The sequence below is a fragment of the Nocardioides sp. CFH 31398 genome (genome assembly GCF_022436705.1).
GTDB lineage: Bacteria > Actinomycetota > Actinomycetes > Propionibacteriales > Nocardioidaceae > Nocardioides.
In genome coordinates, this window is record NZ_JAKUHT010000036.1 from 35,141 (window position 1) to 56,144 (window position 21,004).

Genomic DNA, 21,004 nt, shown 5'->3' on the forward strand with positions numbered 1-21,004 from the left:
GGGCTACTGCGGGCTACTGCGGGCGGGTCACTGCGGCCGCGAGCGGAGACCGGCCACGGCCAGGACGAGGCCGACGGCGAGGAACGCGACGACGGTGAGGAGCCCGGGCTGGCCGAGCGCCTCGTCCAGGCCCCGGGCGGCGCCGAGCCAGCCCACGTCGCGGGTGCCGGTGTCGCCGGCCAGGCGGGGCATCAGCTCGAGGACGAGGCCCGCCAGGGCGCCCACCCCGACGACCATGAGCCCGAAGCAGAGGAGGCGGCGCCGAGCGGCGGCGAGGGCGAGCGAGCCGGCGACCAGGGAGACGATGCCCGCCACCAGCGCCGCACCCCACAGCGCCAGGCGGGCGGTGCGGACGACGTCCGTCAGCTCGTCGGCGACCGGGCCGGAGTCCACGGCCCGCCGCGGCAGCTGCCGGACCTGCCGGGCCTCCTCGGGGCGGCCGGCGTCCTCGAGCTGGTCCGCGAGGGCGTCGTACACCCCGTCGAGCCGCAGACGCCCGTCCGGCGTCACCTCGGCCTCGGCGAGGGCCTCCCGCACGCGCGCGTCGTCCACCGCGCGCTCGGCGGCCCGGCGGACCTGGGACTGCTCAAGCCCGACGGCAGGAGCCTGCTGGGCGAAGGAGTCGACGAGGTAGTCGGTGGCCTGGTCCCGGACCACCGGCGAGCTGAGCGCGAGCGCGCCCAGGCGACCGGGACGGTCGGGGTCGGCCACGACGGCCCCGGTGAGGACCAGGAGCACCGAGGCGGTCCCCGCGACGACCGCCACGAGGGCGAGCACGCCGCAGAGGACGGCGCGCACTAGGAGATCCTCCGGGCGCCGGGCGGACCGGCCTCGAGCCAGGCCTGGAAGCCGGTGACGGACGACGGGCTCATCGCGAGCTCGACCTCGCCGTCCGCGGTGCGGCAGCGGACCACGACGTGGTCGGCGTACAGCGCCGGGAGCTCGACGACCTCGGGCTGCCGACGCTGCTCCAGCACGAGGCGGGAGCGCACGAAGGTGCGGCTCGCCCGAGGCGAGAGCGAGAAGATCCGGAACCACTCGAGCCGCTCACCGGAGTACCGCCCGAGGCCGAGCACCCAACCGCGTCCGCCCACCTCGGAGCGGACGCGGTGGCTGAGCTCGAAGGTCCCACCCTCGCGGGAGAGCCATCGACGGCGCACGACGAGGGTGAGCCCGTAGAGGAGGACGAGGAGGAGCAGGACGCCGATGACCTCGAGCGCGATCTGCCACCACGCCATCCGCACCTCCCGACCCGGGCACCCGTCGAGGGGCGCACCGCCGACCGCGCACCCACCGGGGCCAGGCTAGCGGGCGCGCGAGGACGACTCGCGCTCGGCCGCCCGGATGCGCGCCTCGGCGCTCCGGACGTGCGCGAGCGCCTCGTCGTCGTCCTCACCGGCCTCGCGGGCGCGCTCCAGGTCCTGGCGCGCCTTCTCGAGGTCGATCTCGTGCGACAGCTGGGCGTACTCCGACAGGATCGAGACCCGGTTGTCGGCCACCGACAGGAAGCCGGTGTCGACCGCGGCCGCCCAGGTCTCCCCGTCGGCGGTCTGCACGTCGACGACGCCGGGCACGAGCACCGACAGCAGCGGCGCGTGGCCCGGCAGGACGCCGAGGTCACCCTCGACGGTCCGTGCCGTCACCTGCTTGGCCTCGCCCGACCAGACGAGCCGGTCGGCCGCGACCAGCTCGACCTGGAGGTTGGTGTCCGCCATCGCTCAGCCGTTCTTCTGCAGCTCGGACCACTTGCGGTCGACGTCGTCGAGGCCACCGCACATGAAGAAGGCCTGCTCCGCCACGTGGTCGTACTCGCCGTCGGCGATCTTGTCGAACGCCTCGATGGTCTCGGAGACCGGGACCGTCGAGCCCTCGATGCCGGTGAACTGCTTGGCGACGTAGGTGTTCTGCGAGAGGAAGCGCTGGATGCGGCGCGCGCGCTGCACGACCACCTTGTCCTCCTCGCTCAGCTCGTCGACACCGAGGATCGCGATGATGTCCTGCAGCTCCTTGTTGCGCTGCAGGATCTGCTTCACCCGGATGGCGCAGTCGTAGTGCGCCTGACCGATGTACTGCGGGTCGAGGATCCGGGACGTCGAGGTCAGCGGGTCCACGGCAGGGTAGATGCCCTGCGAGGCGATCTCGCGGGACAGCTCGGTCGTCGCGTCCAGGTGGGCGAAGGTCGTCGCGGGCGCCGGGTCGGTGTAGTCGTCGGCGGGCACGTAGATCGCCTGCAGCGAGGTGATCGAGTGGCCGCGCGTCGAGGTGATCCGCTCCTGGAGCTGGCCCATCTCGTCGGCGAGGTTCGGCTGGTAGCCCACCGCGGACGGCATGCGGCCGAGCAGCGTGGAGACCTCGGAGCCGGCCTGCGTGAACCGGAAGATGTTGTCGATGAACAGCAGCACGTCCTGGTTCTGGACGTCGCGGAAGTACTCCGCCATCGTCAGCGCGGACAGCGCGACCCGCAGGCGGGTGCCCGGCGGCTCGTCCATCTGTCCGAACACCAGGGCGGTCTGCCCGATGACCCCGGCGTCCGTCATCTCCTCGATGAGGTCGTTGCCCTCGCGGGTGCGCTCGCCGACGCCGGCGAACACGGACACACCACCGTGGTCCTTCGCGACGCGGGCGATCATCTCCTGGATCAGCACGGTCTTGCCCACGCCGGCGCCGCCGAACAGGCCGATCTTGCCGCCCTGCACGTACGGGGTCAGCAGGTCGATGACCTTGATGCCGGTCTCGAACATCTGGGTCTTCGACTCGAGCTGGTCGAAGGACGGCGCCTTGCGGTGGATGCCCCAGCGCTCGGTGGCCTCGAGGGTCTCGCCCTCGGCGAGGTTCAGGCAGTCGCCGGTGGTGTTGAACACCTTGCCGAGCGTCACGTCGCCGACGGGGACGCTGATCGGGCCCCCGGTGTCGCGCACCTGGGAGCCGCGGACCAGGCCGTCGGTCGGGCGCATGGAGATCGCGCGGACCATGCCCTCACCGATGTGCTGGGCGACCTCGAGGGTCAGGGTCTGGGTCTCGCCGCCGAGCTCCAGGTCGACCTTCAGGGCGTTGTAGATCTCGGGCATCGAGTCCGAGGCGAACTCGATGTCCACGACCGGGCCGATGACCCGGGCGATGCGGCCGACCGAGCCCTCGTGGGACTCGGTGCTGGTCTCGTCGATGGTGGCAGTCATGGGTCTCTCAGTCTCTCCCGGCTCCGGCGTCGGCCAGCGCGTTGACGCCACCGACGATCTCGCTGATTTCCTGGGTGATGCCGGCCTGGCGGGCCTGGTTGGCGATGCGCTTGTACTTCTTGATCAGCTCGTCGGCGTTGTCGGTCGCCGACTTCATCGCCTGCTGTCGGGCGGCGAGCTCGGAGGCCGCCGCCTGGAGGTGCGCGAAGTAGATGCGGCTCTGGACGTACTGCGGCAGCAGCGTGTCCAGCACCTCCTCGGCGCTCGGCTCGAACTCGTAGAGGGGCAGCAGCTCGGACTCGTCGGGCTTCTCGGTGCCCTCGACGACCTCGAGCGGCAGGAGCCGGATGGCGCTGGGCTCCTGGCTGAGCATCGAGCGGAAGCGCGTGAACACGACGTGGACCTCGTCGACCGCGGGGACCTCGAACTCCTCGTCCCCGGCGCTCACCGTGCCCTGCTCCCCCTCCTCGGCGTTGAACGCCGCGATGAGCGCCTGGCCGATCTCCGCCGCCTTCTCGTAGGTCGGCTGGTCCGAGAAGCCGGACCACGAGCGGACGACGGGACGCTGGCGGAAGGTGAAGTACGCCTGGCCCTTGCGGCCGGAGATGTAGGTGTCCACCTCCTTGCCCTCCTCGCGCAGCTTCTCCGCGAGGCGCTCGGCCTCCCGGATCACCGACGAGGAGTAGGCCCCGGCCAGGCCGCGGTCGCTGGTCACGACCAGCACCGCGGCCCGCTTCGGGTCCTCCGGCTCCGTGGTCAGCGGGTGCTCGACGTTCGAGAACGTCGCCACCGCCGACACGGCCCGCGTCAGCTCGCGGGCGTACGGCGCCGCCGCCTGCGCCCGCTGCTGCGCCTTGATGATGCGGGACGCAGCGATGAGCTCCATGGCGCGCGTGATCTTCTTCATCGACTCGGTCGATCGGATCCGCGCGCGGTACTCACGCAGCGATACAGCCATGGGTTACCTCAGCCCCGCTTCTGCTTGACGATCTGCTCCTGCTCGACGTCCTCGTCCTCGAGGGCCTCGTGGGACTCCTTGCCCGGCTTGATCGAGGAGCCGTCCGAGGTCTCGAACTGGTCCAGGAACGAGTCGTAGGCGTCGGCCAGCGAGCTCTCGGTGTCGTCCTCGAACTTCAGGGACTCGCGGATCGCCGAGAGGATCCCCTCGTGGCTGCGCTTCACGTAGTCGATGAACTCCTGCTCGAAGCGGAGCACGTCGTCGGTGGGGACGCGGTCGAGGCGCCCGGAGGTGCCCAGCCACAGCGAGACCGTCATGTGGTCGATCGGGTACGGCGAGTACTGCGGCTGCTTGAGCAGCGCCATCAGGCGCTGGCCGCGGTCGAGCTGCTGGCGGGAGGCCGCGTCGAGGTCGGACGCGAACATCGCGAACGCCTCCATCGCGCGGAACTGCGCCAGGTCGACCTTCAGCGAGCCGGTGACGCCCTTCATGGCCTTCGTCATCGCCGCACCGCCCACGCGGGACACCGAGACGCCGACGTCGATCGCGGGGCGCTGGTTCGCCGCGAACAGGTCGGACTGCAGGAAGATCTGCCCGTCGGTGATCGAGATGACGTTGGTCGGGATGAACGCCGAGACGTCGTTGGCCTTGGTCTCGATGATCGGCAGGCCGGTCATCGAGCCGGAGCCCATGTCGTCGGACAGCTTCGCGCAGCGCTCGAGCAGCCGGGAGTGCACGTAGAACACGTCGCCGGGGAACGCCTCGCGGCCCGGCGGACGACGCAGCAGCAGCGACACGGCGCGGTACGCCTCGGCCTGCTTGGTCAGGTCGTCGAACACGATGAGGACGTGCTTGCCGTCGTACATCCAGTGCTGGCCGATGGCCGAGCCGGTGTACGGCGCGAGGTACTTGAAGCCCGCCGAGTCGGACGCCGGGGCGGCGACGATGGTCGTGTACTCCAGCGCGCCGGCCTCCTCGAGGGCGCCGCGGACGGAGGCCAGCGTCGAGCCCTTCTGGCCGATGCCGACGTAGATGCAGCGGACCTGCTTGTCCGGGTCGCCGGACTCCCAGTTCTCGCGCTGGTTGATGATCGTGTCCATCGCGATGGTGGTCTTGCCCGTCGCGCGGTCGCCGATGATCAGCTGGCGCTGGCCACGGCCGATCGGCGTCATGGCGTCGATCGCCTTGATGCCGGTCGCGAGGGGCTCGTGCACCGACTTGCGCTGCATCACCGTCGGCGCCTGCAGCTCGAGCGCGCGGCGCTCGGAGGACTCGATCTCGCCGAGGCCGTCGATCGGGTTGCCCAGCGGGTCGACGACCCGGCCGAGGAAGTTGTCGCCGACGGGGACCGAGAGGATCTCGCCGGTGCGGCGGACCGTCTGGCCCTCCTCGATGCCGTCGAAGTCACCGAGCACGACGACACCGATGATGCGGGTGTCGAGGTTGAGGGCGAGGCCGAGCGTGCCGTCCTCGAACTCGAGCAGCTCGTTGGCCATGGCCGAGGGCAGGCCGGAGACGCGCGCGATGCCGTCGGCGGCCTCGGCGACCGTGCCGACCTCCTCCTTGGAGGCGGTGTCCGGGTTGTAGTCGGAGACGAACCGCTGCAGCGCGTCCCGGATGTCGTCCGGACGGATTGAGAGCTCCGTCATGAGCTGATCCCTACTCTCGGTGGGTCGTTCTTGCAATGGTGTCTGAGGGGTGGCTGAGCCGGGGGTCCGGTCAGCCGGCGAGCCGGCGTCGCGCCTCGTCGAGGCGCGCGGAGACGGTGCCGTCGATGACGTCGTCCCCGATCTCGACCCGCATGCCGCCGATGACGCTCGGGTCGACCTGCACGTTCAGGTGCACGTCACGCCCGTACTGCGAGGTGAGCGCGCGCCGCAGCCGGTCCTGCTCGCCGTCACCGAGCGGTGCCGCGACGGTGACCACCGCGACGCGCTCGGAGTGCACGTCGGCGGCGATCTTCTGGTACTCCTCGAGCGCCACGCCGACCGTGCGGTAGGTGCCGGTGACGGCCCGCTTGACGAGGACCGTCGTGGCCGGCAGCGCCTGGGCGCCGAACACGTCGTCCACGAGCCGGGTGCGGTCCTCCTCGGACCGGGCCGTGTCGGACAGCGCGTCGCGCAGGCCGGCGTCGTCGCGGACGATGCCGGCGGCCGCGAACAGCTCGTCGGCGAGGCGGTCGGCCGCGTCGGGTGCGGAACGCACCGTGGCGACCACCGACAGGTGCTCGAGGGCGTCGGGCATGTCCCGGCTCGCCGTCCAGCGCAGGGTGGCGGCCTTCGACACGAGGTCGAGGGCGACCTCCGACAGCTGGCCGGAGAACACCTGGCGGACCAGTCCGGCGCGGGCGTCGGCGTCCAGGGACGCGTCGGTCGCGGTCCGGCGCAGCGCCGACTCGCGCTGCAGGAGCATCGCGGCGCCGAACAGGTCGTCGCCGACCCGTGCTGCGTCCGCACCGTCCCCGCCGAGCGAGGAGGTGAGCTGCTCGTCGAGGGTCGCCAGCGACTCGGCCGACGCACCGCGCAGAGCGGAGGAGGCGACCATCAGACCGCCCCGCCGCCCGTGCCGGGAGCAGCCTGGCGGGAGGCCTCGAGGTCCTCGAGGTCCGCCAGGAACCGGTCGACCACGCGGTTGGCGCGCTCGTCGTCCTCGAGGGCCTCGCCCACGATGCGGCCGGCGAGCGCCGTGGCCAGGGTGCCGACCTCGGCCCGCAGCGAGGTGACCGCCTGCTGGCGCTCGGCCTCGATGGTGGCCTTGCCGTTGTCCTTGATGCGCTCGGCCTCGCGGTTGGCCTGCTCGCGCATCTCGGCGACGATCTGTGCGCCCTGCTCGCGAGCCTCCTCACGGATGCGCGCCGCCTCGTGGCGGGCGTCCGCGAGCTGCTTCTCCAGCTCGGCCAGACGGGCGTCGGCCTCGGCCTGCTTCGTCTCGGCCGCGCTGATCCCGCCCTCGATCGCCTTGGTGCGGTCGGCGTACGCCTTCTCGAAGTTGGGCGCGACGAACTTGGCGATGAGGAAGAACAGGATGCCGAAGACGACAAGTCCGATGATGATCTCGGAGACGTGCGGGATGAGCGGGTTGAGGTCCTCCGCCGCCCGCACCACGTCTGTACTCATGGTCGTCCTTCCTACTCCGGTGGTGCCGACGACTACGGCTGGAGGACGAAGGCGAGCGCGACGCCGATGACGAACAGCTGCTCACAGAGCACGAAGCCCAGGATGGCGGTCGTGCGCAGGCGGCCCTCGGCCTCCGGCTGGCGGGCGATGCCGTTCACGAGAGCGGCGAAGATCAGGCCGATGCCGACACCGGGGCCGATCGCGGCGAGGCCGAGACCGACCATGTTCAGAGTGCCCAGTTCCACGGCAGTTCCTTTCTGGGTTGGCGCCGCACGGTACGGCGCCGGTGGGGGTGGTACGTGTCGAGTCTGTGGTGCTGCGGGTGGTGCGGGTGCCCGTCGTCCGGCTGAGCGCGGCTCAGTGCTCGTCGGCGAGCGCCAGACCGATGTACATCGCCGTCAGCAGCGTGAACACGTAGGCCTGGAGGAACATGATCAGCAGCTCGAGGAAGCTGATCGCGATGAACATGACGAAGGAGAGGATGCCGCCGGGGATCGCCAGCGCGTTCTCGGAGTGCAGCAGCAGGTACTCACCGCCGAGCGCGAACAGGATGAGCAGCAGGTGGCCCGCGAACATGGTCGCGAACAGACGCAGCGTCAGCGTCAGCGGCCGCAGCAGGATGTTCGACAGGAACTCCAGCGGCACGATGATCGGCACGATCCAGGCCGGCAGGCCCGGCGGCAGCGTCTGCAGCTTGAGGTAGCCGAGGAAGCCGTGGCGACCGATGCCGGCCGCGTTGTAGACGACCCACGCGATCAGCGCCAGCGCCAGCGGGTAGCCGATCCGCGACATGGTCGGGAACTGGAAGAACGGGATCATGCCGTAGTAGTTGTTCACGAGCACGAAGGCGAAGATCGTGAACAGGTACGGCACGTAGCGGTGGTAGTCCGGCGCGCCGATGTTCTCCCGCGCGATGCCGTTGCGGACGAAGCCGTAGACCGCCTCGCCCGCGAACTGCAGGCGGCCGGGGACGACGGCGGCGCGGCGCGACATGGCGTACAGGACGCCGAACGCGATCACGGCGGACAGCACGACCAGCACCATCGGCTTGGTGATCCCGAAGCCGGCCACCTCGACGATCGGTGGCAGGTTGAAGTCGGCCGGCCCCGGCTGGGGGGGCGAGTCCGCGGCGCGGATCGAGGCACCGGCGAGGGTCACTGTCCATCCTCCAGGGGGCTCATGTCAGCACGCGGACGCACGAGGGCGCGGCCGGGCAGCAGGGAGTGCGCGGTCGCACACGGGCGACGGTGGGAACCGTAACAGCCGCGGGCGCTCATGCGGCGTCCAGGTCGTACGTGGGCTGACGGGTGCGCAGGTAGGCGTTGATCTCGGCCACGGACCAGGTGACGGCGACCGCGACGATGGTGGCCGCGAGGCTCCACCGGTCGAGCGCACCGTCGAGCGCACCGGTCGCGGAGATCGCGACGAGCGCACCGATGAGCACGATGACCTTGCCGAAGTGCACCACCAGGGCGACCATCAGCGCGATCGTCGGCTCGGCCCGCCGGGTGGCGCTCAGCGCCACGATGCTGACCAGGGAGGAGACCAGGACGACGGCGGCGCCGGTCAGCGCCCCCCACAGTCCGGGACCCCCGGCCAGGAACCACGCCACGACGGCGCAGACGCCGCCGACGGCGGCGGTGCCCACGGACCCCGAGACCAGCATCTGCCGGGCGGGGGTGCGGTCGGTCGTCATGGTGGCGGCCGTTCTGAGATCGGGGGCGGAGCGGGCGTCCAGCAAGGGGCCGTGAGCCCCTCGGAACGCTCGTGAAAGTTATCACAAGCCCTCCCCCGGGCCGCTACCCGGCCGGGCCCGCGGGGGGTCCTACAGGGGTCTCACGCGCCGCGGGTTTCACCAGCCGGCTGGTGAAACCCCGACCGGGCCCACGAACCATCCTGGGCCCCGCCCGGACATCGGGCGCCCGGCACGGGCCGACCCGCGAGCCGGGGCAGGCGGCGCGGGCGGGCGCAGCGCCCCGCCCGGTGCCCGCCTCAGCCGTCCTCCTCGGCCAGGAAGGCCGGGGCGGGGGCGTTGGGGACGACGAAGGTGAGCACCATCGTCACCAGGACCATCACCGACAGCGAGGTCCACATCAGGGGGCCCTGGAAGAGGCTGGCGAGCACCGTCCCGAAGCCGATGAGGGCCGCCCACAACCACATGAGCAGGACGGCGCGGCGGTGGGAGTGGCCGATCTCGAGCAGGCGGTGGTGCAGGTGCTGCTTGTCGGGGGCGAAGGGCGAGCGGCCCGCCCTGGTGCGCCGGACGACGGCCAGCAGCAGGTCGACGAACGGCACGATGAGGATCGCGATCGGCAGCAGCACCGGGAGGATCACCGGCAGGAAGCCGGGGCCGGTGCCCTGCTCGGTGCTGAGCTCGCTGGCCTCGAACTGCCCGGTCAGCGTGAGGGTGCTGGCCGACAGCACCAGGCCGATCAGCATCGAGCCGGAGTCGCCCATGAAGATGCGCGCCGGGTGGGAGTTGTGCACCAGGAAGCCGGCGCAGGCCCCGGCCAGCGCGGCGCTGAGCAGCGCCGCCGTCGTCGCGCGGGTCGCGTCGTTGATGACCGTGAGCTGGTAGCAGAACAGGAAGAAGGACGCCGCGCCGATGCCGACGACGCCGGCGGCCAGGCCGTCGAGCCCGTCGACGAAGTTCACCGCGTTCACCGTCGCGACGATGACCAGGACCGTCAGGATCGCCAGCTGCTGCGGCTCCGGGCTGAACTGGGCGCCCTCCCCCGAGGTCGGGAAGAAGTAGAAGCGCACCCCGAAGTAGATGAGCAGGCCGGACGCGAGCACCTGCCCGCCCAGCTTCGTGAGCGCGTCGAGCTCGAAGATGTCGTCGACCACGCCGACCGCGCAGATCAGCGCCCCCGCCACGAGCACCACGCCGGCGTCGCGGAAGACGAGCTCCCCCGAGCGGGACAGGAAGGGCAGCTCACGGGCCACGACGTACGCCGCGACGAGGCCGCCCAGCAGCGCCAGGCCGCCGAGGTACGGGATCGGCTCGGCGTGGACGTCGCGGTCGCGGACGGCCGCGACGGCGTTGGTGCGCAGCGCGATCTCCCGGGCGAAGACCGTCAGCAGGTAGGTGACGGCCGCCGCGACCAGGAAGACGACGAGGTACTCGCGCATGCGCCGGCGTCACTCCCCCTGCGGGTCGTCGGGGCCGGTGAGGGTCGCGCCCAGCGGCTCGACCACGGCGTTCAGCTCGGCCGTCGTCAGGGCGCCCTCCCGCAGCACGCGGCCCTCGGGCGTGGTGGCGTCGACGATGGTCGACGCGACGCCGCCGGGCGAGGGCCCGTCGTCGAGGACGACGGCGACGGCCTCGCCCAGCATGTCCTCCGCGTCGTCCGCGGTGGTGGCGGCGGGCTCGCCGGTCACGTTGGCCGAGCTGACGGCCAGCGGCCCGGTCCGCTCGAGGATCTCGAGGGTCACCGCGTGGTCCGGCATCCGCACGGCCACCGTGCCCTTGGTGTCGCCGATGTCCCACTGCAGCGACGGCTGCTGACGGCAGATGAGGGTCAGACCACCGGGCCAGAAGGCGTCGAGCAGCGCGCGGGCCCACCCGGGGACGTCGATCGCGAGGGCGTCGATGGTCCCCGGGGCGCTGACGAGCACGGGCGGCGGCATGTCTCGGCCACGCCCCTTGGCGTCCAGGAGCGCCTGGACGGCGTCGGCGTCGAACGCGTCCGCGGCGATGCCGTAGACGGTGTCGGTGGGCAGGACCACGAGCTCCCCCCGGCGGACGGCGAGCGCGACGGCCTCGATCGCCGACTCGCGCTCCTCGGCGCCGACGGTCTCGTCGTCGTCGTCCGGTCGGGTGATGGTGTGACGGGTCACGTCCTCATCCTTCCTCAGCGGCCCCACCCGGCACGTCGCGGCGCACCAGGCGGGCGGTGACGAACCTGGCCCGGCCGGCCAGGTCGTCGTGGTCGCGGACCTCGGCCCAGCGGCCGGTCGCGGCGAGCACCGCGGGTGCGGCCTCGCCCTGCGCGTCGGCGTGCTCGACGCCCACCACGCCGCCGGGACGCAGCAGCGCGGCGGCGCGGCGCTCGACGGCGCGGATGGCGTCGAGGCCGTCCTCGCCCGACCACAAGGCGGTCGCCGGGTCGTGGTCGCGCGCCTCGGGGGCGACCGACTCCCACGCCGTGGTCGGGATGTACGGCGGGTTGGAGACCACCACGTCGACCTCGCCGTCGAGGTCGCCGAAAGCCTCCGCGAGGTCGCCGAGGCGCAGGTCCACCCCGGTGCCGGCCAGGTTGCGTCCGGCCCAGGCGTGGGCGGCCTCGTCCACCTCGACGGCGTGCACCCGCACCCCCTCGACCTCATCGACGACGGCGCGCGCGATGGCGCCCGAGCCGGTGCCGAGGTCGACGACCACGGGGTCGCGACCGTCGGCGTCGCGCACCGACTGCGCCTGCGCCACGGCCCACCCGGCGAGCAGCTCGGTCTCGGGGCGGGGCACGAACACCCCGGGCCCCACGGCGAGCTCGACACGCCTGAACGGGGCGGTGCCGGTGAGGTGCTGCAGGGGCTCACGGGCCGCGCGGCGCTCGATCAGCGCCACGTACGCCGCGCGCTGCTCCGCGTCGGGCTCGCCCGCGATCGGCAGGCGCAGCAGCGGCACCTCCAGCACGTGGGCCAGCAGCAGGCGCGCGTCGGCGTCCGGCGAGGCCACGCCCGCGGCGCGCAGCCGCTCCGCGCCCTCGCGCCAGGACCTCACGCGCCCTCCCCCAACGCCTCCAGACGGGCCGCGACGTCGGCCTCGCGGCAGGACTCCAGGACGGGGCCCAGCTCGCCGTCCAGCACCCGGTCCAGGTTGTGGGCCTTGTAGCCGGTGCGGTGGTCGGAGATGCGGTTCTCCGGGTAGTTGTAGGTCCGGATGCGCTCGGACCGGTCGACCGTGCGGACCTGGCTGCGCCGCGCCTCGCTCGCCTCCGCGTCCGCGCGGTCGCGGGCGTCGGCCAGCAGGCGCGAGCGCAGGATCCGCAGCGCCTGCTCGCGGTTCTGCAGCTGCGACTTCTCGTTCTGGCAGGACACGACGATGCCGCTGGGCAGGTGGGTGATCCGCACCGCGGAGTCGGTGGTGTTGACGCTCTGCCCGCCGGGTCCGCTGCTGCGGAACACGTCGATGCGCAGGTCGTTCTCGTCGACCTCGACGTCGACCTGCTCGGCCTCCGGGAGCACCAGGACGCCGGCCGCGCTGGTGTGCACCCGGCCCTGGGACTCGGTGACCGGCACGCGCTGCACCCGGTGGACGCCGCCCTCGAACTTCAGCGTCGCGTACGGCGCGGGGTCGTCCTCGGTGGGCGTGCCCGAGCCCTTCACCGCGACCGTCACGGTCTTGTAGCCGCCGAGGTCGGACTCGCTGGCCTCGAGGACCTCGGTGCGCCAGCCGCGCTGCTCGGCGTACCGGGTGTACATGCGGAGCAGGTCGCCGGCGAACAGCGCCGACTCCTCGCCGCCCTCCCCCGACTTCAGCTCCATGATGACGTCCTTGTCGTCGGCCTCGTCGCGCGGCAGCAGCAGCCGCTGCAGCCGCGCGGCGACCTCCTCGCGCCGGGCGGCGGTCCGCGCCGCCTCCTCCGCGAACGACGCGTCGTCGGCGCCGAGCTCGCGCGCGGCCTGCTCGTCCTCGCCCAGCCGCGTCCACTCCAGCCACGCCCCCACGACCGCGCCGAGCTCGGCGTAGCGGCGCCCCAGCCGCCGGGCCAGCGCGGGGTCGGCGTGGGTGTTGGGGTCGGCGAGCCGGCGTTCGAGGTCGGCGTGCTCGGCCTGGAGGGGGACGACGGCCTCGAACACGGGTGGGCTCCTGGTGACGGCGTGGGGTGGCGGCAGGACGGGTGGGGACGCAGACGAGCGCCGGCCCCCGCTGGGCGGGGACCGGCGCTCGGGTGGGACTAGGAGTCCTTCTTCTGCTTCGCCTGCTGCGACTTGGCGTAGCGGGCCTCGAAGCGGGCCACGCGACCACCGGTGTCGAGGATCTTCTGCTTGCCGGTGTAGAAGGGGTGGCACTGCGAGCAGACGTCGGACCGGATGGTGCCGGAGCTCGCGGTGCTGCGCGTCGTGAACGTGGCGCCGCAGGTGCAGGTCACCGTCGTCTCGACGTACTCGGGGTGGATGTCGCTCTTCACGTGGGGTCCTCTCTCTCGGTCGCCGGGTCGCCCGTCGCCTGCTGCGAGGGGCGTGAACCGGAACCAGCGCACGATTGTGCCATCGTGCCCAACACCGGACCCAATCAGGCTGTTCCCGGCCGGGGCGGCCGGCGGGGACGCCTGCCGAGGACGTGTGCGGGGGCGCTCGTCCTCAGGCGGGGGCGCCCAGCAGGGACTCGACGCGGGCGGCCAGGTCGCGGGGGCTGAACGGCTTGGTGACGTACTGGTCGGCGCCGCTGTGCAGGCCGTTCTCGACGTCCGACTCCTGGGCGCGGGCGGTCAGCAGGATCACGGGCAGGTTGGCCAGGGCGGGGTCGCGGCGGATCTCGGCGACGGCCTCGAGACCGGACATTCCCGGCATCATCACGTCGAGCACGACGAGGTCGGGGCGCTCGGCCCGCAGGGCGTCCAGCGCGGCGGCGCCGTCACCGACGGCCACCACGCGGTGACCCATCGTGGTCAGCTTGAACTCGACGAGCTCACGGATGTCCGCATCGTCGTCCGCCACCAGGATGTGCGCCACGTCGGTCGTCCTCTCGTCGAGACGTCCCGGAGGACCCGCCCCCCGGACCTCCCATCATAGGGGCCGGGCCCCGAGGTCTCAGGCGAATCGGGGATCGGGGCCCCATCCGGGCGCCCCGTCCCCCGCTCAGCCCTTGGTGGCGCGGCTCAGCATCTCCAGGTTGGTCCGGGTCGCCCGGACCCGCTCGAGCAGCAGCCCCAGCCCGGAGGCCGCGTCGCCGCGCTCGGCGAGGGTGCGCCGCAGCCGGCGGACGGCCTCGAGCTCCTCCGCGCCGACCAGCCGGTCCTCGTGCCGGGTCATCGTCTCGGCCAGGTCGACGGCGGGGTGCAGGCCCGCCTCGGCGAGGGCCCGGGACAGACGCACCTCGGCGTTGGCCGTGCCCTCCAGCTCCTCGAGCACCAGCTCGTCGGTGGCGGCGCCGGTGTCCACCGAGGCGGTCGCGACCACGGTGAGCGAGCCGCCTTCCGCGAGGGTCCGCGCGGCGCCGAACAGCCGCTTGGGCGGCAGGAGCGCGGACGCGTCGACACCGCCGGGCAGCGTCCGGCCGCCACCGCCACCGGCCCCCGCGTGGTTGTGCGCGCGGGCCAGGCGGGTGAGGCCGTCCACCAGCAGGACGACGTCGTGGCCCAGCTCCACGAGCCGCTTCGCGCGCTCCAGCGCCAGCTCCGCCACGCCGACGTGGTCGGCCGGCTGACGGTCGAACGACGAGGCGATGACCTCGCCCTCGACGTCGCGCTGGAAGTCGGTGATCTCCTCGGGCCGCTCGTGGAGCAGCACGACCATGAGGTGCGCCTCCGGGCAGCCCGCGGTGACGGACCGCGCCAGGGACTTGAGGAACTCGGTGCGCCCGGAGCGGGGCGAGGCCAGGACCAGGCAGCGCTGGCCCTTCCCGATCGGGGCGGCGACGTCGAGCACCCGCCCGACGAGGTCGTCGGGGCCGGTCTCGAGCCGGATCCGCTCCGAGGGGTGCTCCGCGGTGAGCTCGTCGAACTCCGGGCGGGTGCGCGCGGTCTCCGGGTCCTGCGAGTTCACCCCGTCGATGCGGACCATCGGGTTGAACTTCTCGCGGCGCTCCCCCTCGCGCGGCTGGCGCACCTGGCCGCTCACGGCGTCGCCGCGACGCAGCCCGAACTTCCGCACGAGCGACAGCGACAGGTAGACGTCCTCGGTGCCGGGCAGGTAGCCGCTCGTCCGGACGAACGCGTAGTTCTCGAGGACGTCGAGGATGCCGGCCGCGGGCACCAGGACGTCGTCCTCCAGCACCTGGGTGTCCGGCTCGTTGCGGCGGTTCCCGCGGGCGGGCTGCTCACGGTTGTCACGCCCGCGGCGGCGCCGGCTGCGACGCGACCCGGTGCCGTCGTCGCCGTCGTCGCCCTGGTCCTGCTGGTCCTGCTGGTCCTGCCGGCTCTGGTCCTGCCGGCTCTGGTTCTGCTGCTGCTGGTTCTGCTGCTGCTGCTGGTTCTGCTGCTGCTGGTTCTGGCTCTTCTGCTGGTTGCCCTGCTGCTGGTTGCCCTGCTTCGAGGGCTGCTTCTGGTCCTGCTGCTTCTGGTCCTGCTGCTTCTGGTCCTGCTGCTTCTGGTCCTGCTGCTTCTGGTCCTGCTGCTTCTGGTCCTGCTGCTTCTGGTCCTGCTGCTTCTGCTTCCGGCCCTGCTGGCGGGCCGGCTGCTCCGCCACGCCCGGGTCGCCGGCGGCGTCGGGGCGCTCCGGCGTCGACGAGGCCGGTCGGTCCGCGGCGGGGCGCTCGTCCGCGGGCTGCCGCGCGGGGGCGTCCTGCGGGGCGGGCTCCTGGGCGGGCGGCTCCTGGGCGGGCGGCTCCTGGGCGGGCGGCTCCTGGGCGGGCGGCTCCTGGGCGGCGGGCCGCGACGACGGCGCCTTCTTGACGGTGCCGGCCGCCTTGATCGCCTCGACGAGCTGCGCCTTGCGCATGCTCTCGGCGCCGGGGATGCCGATCCCGCCGGCCATCGCCTTGAGGTCGGCGATGCGCATCGCGGCCAAGCCGCCACGCTTCTTCGGCTCGGGCGCGGTCTCGCCTTGCTCGCTCACGGGTGCTCCTGAGGATGCGGTGATGGGGCCGGTGCGGTGACGGCACCGACGACGGTGGCCCGGTCGGTCGGGAGCCGGACCGGGACGGACGGGCGCCGGGCGTGAGGTCTCGGCGTCGCGCCGGGGACGGTACCAGCCGCGGCGCTCAGTCCAGCACGGTGGCCCCGGGCCCCGCGACCTCGACGTGGTGCGCGGACCAGCCCGCCGGCGCACGGTCGAGCACGGCCCGGGGGTCCATCCCGACGGCCTCCCCGACGAAGGCCAGCAGGGTCGGACCGGCGCCGGAGACCACCGCGGGGACGCCGTCGGCGCGCAGGCTGTCGACGAGGGCGAGCGTGCGGGGCATCGCCGGGCCCCGGTGCTGCTGGTGCAGCCGGTCCTCCGTCGCCCTCAGCAGCTGGTCCGGCCGGTGGGCGAGGGCCGTGACGAGCAGGGCGGCGCGGCCCGCGTTGCGGGCGGCGTCCGCGTGCGGGACCGCGCTGGGCAGCAGGCCCCGCGCGGCCGTCGTCGCGACCACGTCGGGCGGCACCAGCACGACCGCCGAGATCCCGTCCGCGACGGGCGAGGGGACGGCGTACGCCGTGCCGTCGTCGTCGGTGCCGCACACCAGGAAGCCGCCCAGCAGGGCGGGCGCCACGTTGTCCGGGTGGCCCTCGATGCGGTTCGCCAGGTCGAGCAGCGCGGCGTCGGTCAGCGCGGAGGGGTCGGTCAGGAGGCCGCGCGCCAGCACCAGCCCACCCACGATCGCGGCGGACGAGGACCCGAGGCCGCGCCCGTGGGGCAGCACGTTGCGGCAGCGCAGCGCCAGCCCGGGCGCCTCCACCCCGACGAGGTCGAGGGCCGCGCGCAGCGAGGAGACCACGAGGTGGGAGCCATCGCGCGGGACCTCCTGTGCCCCCTCGCCCTCCACCTCGACGCTCAGCGGGCCGTCCGTCACCCGGACGGACAGCTCGTCGTGCAGGGACAGGGCGAGACCCAGCGTGTCGAAGCCGGGCCCGAGGTTCGCCGACGTCGCGGGCACCCTCACCCGGACCTCGTCACGGCGCAGGGCCGTCCTGGTCGTCACCACCCGCCCACCTCTCGCCGCGGTGCGCGGCTCAGACGAGCCCCGCGGCCTCGGCCGCGGCGTGCAGGTCGGCGTCGACGACCTCGTCGACGATCGGGCCGACGCCCTCGAGGGCGGTGGCGGTGTCCTTGAGGCCGTGCCCGGTCACGGTGACGACGACCGTCCGCGCCTGCCAGCGGGTCACGGCCTCGGGGCCGGAGTCGAGGTCGGCGAGCATGCCGGCGACGCCGGCCGCGGAGGCGGGCTCGACGAAGACGCCGTCCCGGCGCGCCAGCTCCCGCTGCGCGGAGAGGATCTGCTCGTCGCTGACGGCCGCGAACGCGCCGCCGGACTCGTCGCGGGCCGCCACGGCGAGGTCCCAGGAGGCGGGGTTGCCGATGCGGATGGCGCTGGCCTTCGTGTCCGGGTCCTTCACCGGGGCCCCGCCCACGAGCGGCGCCGCGCCCGCGGCCTGGAAGCCGCGCATCTCCGGGCGGCGGGTGGCCGCGCCCCAGCGCTGGTACTGGGTGTAGCCGAGCCAGTACGCCGAGATGTTGCCGGCGTTGCCGACGGGCAGCACGTGGACGTCGGGGGCGTCGCCGAGGAAGTCGACGATCTCGAAAGCGGCGGTCTTCTGCCCCTCGAGCCGCACCGGGTTGACCGAGTTCACGAGCGCGACCGGGTAGTGCTCCGCCAGTCCGCGCGCGAGGTCGAGGCAATCGTCGAAGTAGCCGCGCACGCTGATGACCTGGGCCCCGTGCAGCACGGCCTGCGCCATCTTCGCCGCGGAGATCTTGCCCTCGGGGGCCAGGACGAGGGGCTTGAGGCCGGCTCGGGCGGCGTAGGCCGCCATGGAGGCCGAGGTGTTGCCGGTGGAGGCGCACACGCAGGCCTTCGCCCCCTCGTGCACGGCGAGGGAGATCGCGGTCGTCATGCCGCGGTCCTTGAAGGAGCCGGTGGGGTTGTCGCCCTCGACCTTGAGCCACACCTCGGCCCCCGACCGCGAGGACAGCCAGTCGGAGCGCACGAGGGGGGTCCCGCCCTCGCGCAGCGTCACCGCGGCGAGCCCCGAGGGCAGGTCGAGGAGGTCGCGGTACTCCTCGATGACGCCGTGCCACTGCCGGGTGGGCGACACGGGCCGCTCCAGCGTCGCGGGCGCCGCGACCTGCCGACCGGGCAGGGCCTGCTGCACCGGGTTCACTCGCTCTCCCCCTCCACGCGCATCACCGAGGTGACCTCGCGGACGATCGACATGCCGCGCAGGTGCTCCACCGTCGCCGACAGCTGTGCGTCGGTGGCGCGGTGGCTGACGACCACGAGCTGGGCCTCGTCCCCGCGGCCCTCCTGGCGCACGGTCTGGATCGAGACGTCGTGCTCCGCGAAGGCCGTCGCGACCGCGGCCAGCACGCCGGCGCGGTCCTCGACGTCGATCGCGACGTGGTAGCGCGTCTCGGTGTCGCCCATGCTGAGCACCTCGCGGTCGGCGTACGCCGACTCCCCCGCCCCGCGGAACCCGGTCAGGCGGTTGCGCGCCACGGTCACCAGGTCGCCCAGGACGGCGGACGCGGTCGGCGAACCGCCGGCGCCGGGCCCGTAGAACATGAGCTGGCCCGCGGCCTCGGACTCGGTGAAGACGGCGTTGTAGGCCTCGCGGACCGAGGCGAGCGGGTGGCTGCGCGGGATCATCGCGGGGTGGACGCGCGCGGCCACCGCCGGCCCGTCGGGGGTCTCGAGCAGCTCGCAGATCGCGAGCAGCTTGACCACCGCACCCATGTCACGGGCCGAGGCGACGTCGGCGGCCGAGACCTCCGAGATGCCCTCGCGGTGCACGTCGGCGGCGGTGACGCGGGTGTGGAAGGCCAGGGAGGCGAGGATCGCGGCCTTGGCCGCGGCGTCGAAGCCCTCGACGTCGGCGGTGGGGTCGGCCTCGGCGTACCCCAGCTCCTGCGCCTCCTCGAGGGCCTCGGTGAAGCCCGCGCCGGAGGAGTCCATCCGGTCGAGGATGAAGTTCGTGGTCCCGTTGACGATGCCGAGCACGCGGGTCACGTTGTCGCCGGCCAGCGACTCGCGCAGCGGCCGGAGGATGGGGATGGCGCCCGCGACGGCGGCCTCGTAGAACAGGTCGCGACCGGCCTTCGCGGCGGCCTCGTAGAGCGTGGGGCCGTCCTCCGCCAGCAGCGCCTTGTTGGCGGTGACGACGCTGGCGCCGTGCTCCAGCGCGGCCAGCACGAGGCTGCGCGCGGGCTCGATGCCGCCGATCACCTCGACCACGAGGTCGACGTCGTCGCGGGTCACCAGGCCGTGCGCGTCGGTGGTCAGCAGGCCCTCGGGGACCTCGACCTCCCGTGGCGCGTCGAGCCGTCGTACGGCGACCCCGGCGAGCTCGATCCGGGCGCCCACGCGGGCGGCGAGGTCGTCGGCCTGCTCCAGCAGCAGGCGCACCACCTGCGACCCGACCGAGCCGCACCCGAGGACGGCGACGCCCAGCCGCCCTCCGGCGACACCGGAGCCCGTCTGGCTGCTCACCCGGCTCTCCCCTCACTGGTCACGCCGGCCGCACCCCTGGCGGCCGCCACCGGACCGCCGACGTCGGTCGCCAGCAGGTCGTCCTCAGTCTCCCTGCGGACGACGACCCGCGCGAATCCGTCCCGCACCGCGACCACCGGGGGCCGCAGCGCGTGGTTGTAGTTGTTCGCCAGCGAGAAGCAGTAGGCGCCGGTCGCCGGCACCGCGATGAGGTCCCCGGGCGCCACGTCGGCGGGCAGGAACTCGTCGCGGACCACCACGTCGCCGGCCTCGCAGTGCTTGCCGACCACCCGCGCCAGCACCGGCGGAGCGTCGCTGGCGCGGTTCGCGACCGTGCACGAGTAGTCCGCGTCGTACAGGGCGGTGCGGATGTTGTCGCTCATGCCGCCGTCGACCGAGACGTAGGTCCGCACGGCGCCCGCGTCGAGGGTGACGGGCTTGACGGTGCCGACGGTGTAGACGGTGCACGTCGAGGGGCCCGCGATGGCGCGGCCGGGCTCGATCGACAGGTGGGGCCGCGCGAGCCCGAGCGCGCGCAGCTCGTGGGTGACGATCCGGTCGAGGTCCTCCGCGAGCCGTTCCGGCGTGGCCGGGTCGTCCTGGGTCGTGTAGGCGATGCCGAACCCCCCGCCGAGGTCGAGCTCGGGCAGCTCGACGCCGAGCTCGGTGGCGATCCGGGCGTGCAGGGCCAGCACCCGGCGGGCGGCGACCTCGAACCCGGAGGCGTCGAAGATCTGGCTGCCGATGTGGGAGTGCAGGCCGCGGAGGTCCAGGCTCTCCGCGGCGAGGACGCGGCCGACCGCCTCGAGCGCGTCGCCCGTGGTGATCGACAGCCCGAACTTCTGGTCCTCGTGCGCGGTGGCGATGTACTCGTGGGTGTGGGCCTCGACCCCGGCGGTGACCCGCACCATGACGGGCTGGACGACACCGAGGTCGCGCGCCACCGCGGCGAGCCGGTCGACCTCGGTGAGGGAGTCGATGACGACGCGGCCGACGCCGGCGTCCACGACGCGGCGCAGCTCGGGCACGGTCTTGTTGTTGCCGTGGTACTCGATGCGGGCCGGGTCGACCCCGCCCCGCAGCGCCACGAGCAGCTCGCCGGGCGAGCAGCAGTCCACGTGCAGGCCGTCCTCGGCCATCCACGACGCGACCTCGGTGCACCAGAACGCCTTCGCTGCGTAGTACACGTCCCAGCCCGCGAAGGCGTCGCGGAACGCCCGCGCGCGACCACGGAAGTCCGCCTCGTCGAGCACGTACGCCGGGGTCATGTGCTCCGCCGCCAGGTCGGCGACGCGCACGCCGCCCACCTCGAGCTCGCCGTCCACCTTGCGCGCGGTGCTCGACCACAGCGCCGGCACCAGCTCGTTGACCTCACCCGGGGTCCGCAGCCAGGACGGCCCCCGCAGGGCGCCCGACGCGTGGGCCCAGCCGGCCTCGTGGGTCGTGCTGCTCACCTCGGCCC

At 73.2% G+C, this 21,004-nt stretch carries 22 protein-coding genes; all 22 read right to left on the bottom strand.

Translation table 11 applies throughout. The features are described from left to right. Positions 1–27: 27 nt before the first annotated feature. On the bottom strand, positions 28–798 hold the full coding sequence (locus MJ876_RS20225; RefSeq protein ID WP_240239159.1) for a hypothetical protein: 771 nt from the start codon (positions 796–798) through the stop codon (positions 28–30). Then, positions 798–1,238, bottom strand: a complete 441-nt coding sequence (locus tag MJ876_RS20230) for a DUF2550 domain-containing protein (protein WP_240239161.1) — start codon at positions 1,236–1,238, stop codon at positions 798–800. Before MJ876_RS20230 ends, MJ876_RS20225 begins: the two co-directional genes overlap by 1 nt. 66 nt (positions 1,239–1,304) lie before the next feature. After that, on the bottom strand, positions 1,305–1,715 hold the full coding sequence (locus MJ876_RS20235; RefSeq protein WP_240239163.1) for a F0F1 ATP synthase subunit epsilon: 411 nt from the start codon (positions 1,713–1,715) through the stop codon (positions 1,305–1,307). A gap of 3 nt (positions 1,716–1,718) precedes the next feature. Then, positions 1,719–3,176, bottom strand: a complete 1,458-nt coding sequence (gene atpD / locus MJ876_RS20240; protein ID WP_240239165.1) for a F0F1 ATP synthase subunit beta — start codon at positions 3,174–3,176, stop codon at positions 1,719–1,721. A gap of 7 nt (positions 3,177–3,183) precedes the next feature. Beyond that, positions 3,184–4,134, bottom strand: coding sequence for a F0F1 ATP synthase subunit gamma (locus tag MJ876_RS20245; RefSeq protein WP_240239167.1), 951 nt, complete (start codon positions 4,132–4,134; stop codon positions 3,184–3,186). Between the two features lie 8 nt (positions 4,135–4,142). Beyond that, complete coding sequence (atpA, locus tag MJ876_RS20250; RefSeq protein WP_240239169.1) at positions 4,143–5,783, bottom strand: F0F1 ATP synthase subunit alpha; 1,641 nt, start codon at positions 5,781–5,783, stop codon at positions 4,143–4,145. Between the two features lie 70 nt (positions 5,784–5,853). After that, positions 5,854–6,678, bottom strand: a complete 825-nt coding sequence (locus MJ876_RS20255) for a F0F1 ATP synthase subunit delta (RefSeq protein WP_240239171.1) — start codon at positions 6,676–6,678, stop codon at positions 5,854–5,856. Next, a complete protein-coding gene (locus MJ876_RS20260) occupies positions 6,678–7,250 on the bottom strand; it encodes a F0F1 ATP synthase subunit B (protein ID WP_275695386.1) in 573 nt (190 codons plus the stop codon). The genes MJ876_RS20255 and MJ876_RS20260 overlap by 1 nt, the downstream gene beginning before the upstream one ends. Before the next feature lie 32 nt (positions 7,251–7,282). Continuing rightward, positions 7,283–7,474, bottom strand: a complete 192-nt coding sequence (atpE, locus tag MJ876_RS20265) for an ATP synthase F0 subunit C (RefSeq protein WP_275695391.1) — start codon at positions 7,472–7,474, stop codon at positions 7,283–7,285. A 133-nt stretch (positions 7,475–7,607) separates the two neighbouring features. Continuing rightward, positions 7,608–8,408, bottom strand: coding sequence for a F0F1 ATP synthase subunit A (gene atpB / locus MJ876_RS20270; protein WP_240239175.1), 801 nt, complete (start codon positions 8,406–8,408; stop codon positions 7,608–7,610). A 115-nt stretch (positions 8,409–8,523) separates the two neighbouring features. Then, positions 8,524–8,946 carry a hypothetical protein gene (locus MJ876_RS20275; protein ID WP_240239177.1) on the bottom strand — a complete coding sequence of 141 codons (423 nt, stop codon included), beginning with the start codon at positions 8,944–8,946 and terminating at the stop codon, positions 8,524–8,526. Positions 8,947–9,242: 296 nt separating this feature from the next. Beyond that, on the bottom strand, positions 9,243–10,382 hold the full coding sequence (locus MJ876_RS20280) for an MraY family glycosyltransferase (RefSeq protein ID WP_240239178.1): 1,140 nt from the start codon (positions 10,380–10,382) through the stop codon (positions 9,243–9,245). A gap of 9 nt (positions 10,383–10,391) precedes the next feature. Next, the gene (locus MJ876_RS20285) at positions 10,392–11,090 is read right to left on the bottom strand and encodes an L-threonylcarbamoyladenylate synthase (RefSeq protein WP_240239179.1); all 699 of its coding nucleotides are present in this window, start codon (positions 11,088–11,090) and stop codon (positions 10,392–10,394) included. Positions 11,091–11,094: 4 nt separating this feature from the next. Then, positions 11,095–11,973, bottom strand: a complete 879-nt coding sequence (prmC, locus tag MJ876_RS20290; protein ID WP_240239180.1) for a peptide chain release factor N(5)-glutamine methyltransferase — start codon at positions 11,971–11,973, stop codon at positions 11,095–11,097. Next, positions 11,970–13,052, bottom strand: coding sequence for a peptide chain release factor 1 (prfA, locus tag MJ876_RS20295; RefSeq protein WP_240239181.1), 1,083 nt, complete (start codon positions 13,050–13,052; stop codon positions 11,970–11,972). Before prfA ends, prmC begins: the two co-directional genes overlap by 4 nt. Positions 13,053–13,150: 98 nt before the next feature. Then, positions 13,151–13,384, bottom strand: coding sequence for a 50S ribosomal protein L31 (gene rpmE / locus MJ876_RS20300; RefSeq protein WP_240239182.1), 234 nt, complete (start codon positions 13,382–13,384; stop codon positions 13,151–13,153). A 172-nt stretch (positions 13,385–13,556) separates the two neighbouring features. Next, complete coding sequence (locus tag MJ876_RS20305) at positions 13,557–13,928, bottom strand: response regulator transcription factor (protein ID WP_240239183.1); 372 nt, start codon at positions 13,926–13,928, stop codon at positions 13,557–13,559. Positions 13,929–14,054: 126 nt separating this feature from the next. Further along, a complete protein-coding gene (gene rho / locus MJ876_RS20310; RefSeq protein ID WP_240239184.1) occupies positions 14,055–15,971 on the bottom strand; it encodes a transcription termination factor Rho in 1,917 nt (638 codons plus the stop codon). 145 nt (positions 15,972–16,116) lie between these two features. Then, positions 16,117–17,037 carry a homoserine kinase gene (gene thrB / locus MJ876_RS20315; protein WP_240239185.1) on the bottom strand — a complete coding sequence of 307 codons (921 nt, stop codon included), beginning with the start codon at positions 17,035–17,037 and terminating at the stop codon, positions 16,117–16,119. Between the two features lie 31 nt (positions 17,038–17,068). Further along, a complete protein-coding gene (gene thrC, locus MJ876_RS20320; RefSeq protein WP_240239205.1) occupies positions 17,069–18,151 on the bottom strand; it encodes a threonine synthase in 1,083 nt (360 codons plus the stop codon). Positions 18,152–18,213: 62 nt separating this feature from the next. Then, the gene (locus MJ876_RS20325) at positions 18,214–19,542 is read right to left on the bottom strand and encodes a homoserine dehydrogenase (RefSeq protein ID WP_240239187.1); all 1,329 of its coding nucleotides are present in this window, start codon (positions 19,540–19,542) and stop codon (positions 18,214–18,216) included. After that, positions 19,539–20,996, bottom strand: a complete 1,458-nt coding sequence (lysA, locus tag MJ876_RS20330; protein ID WP_240239189.1) for a diaminopimelate decarboxylase — start codon at positions 20,994–20,996, stop codon at positions 19,539–19,541. The genes MJ876_RS20325 and lysA overlap by 4 nt, the downstream gene beginning before the upstream one ends. Positions 20,997–21,004: the final 8 nt, after the last annotated feature.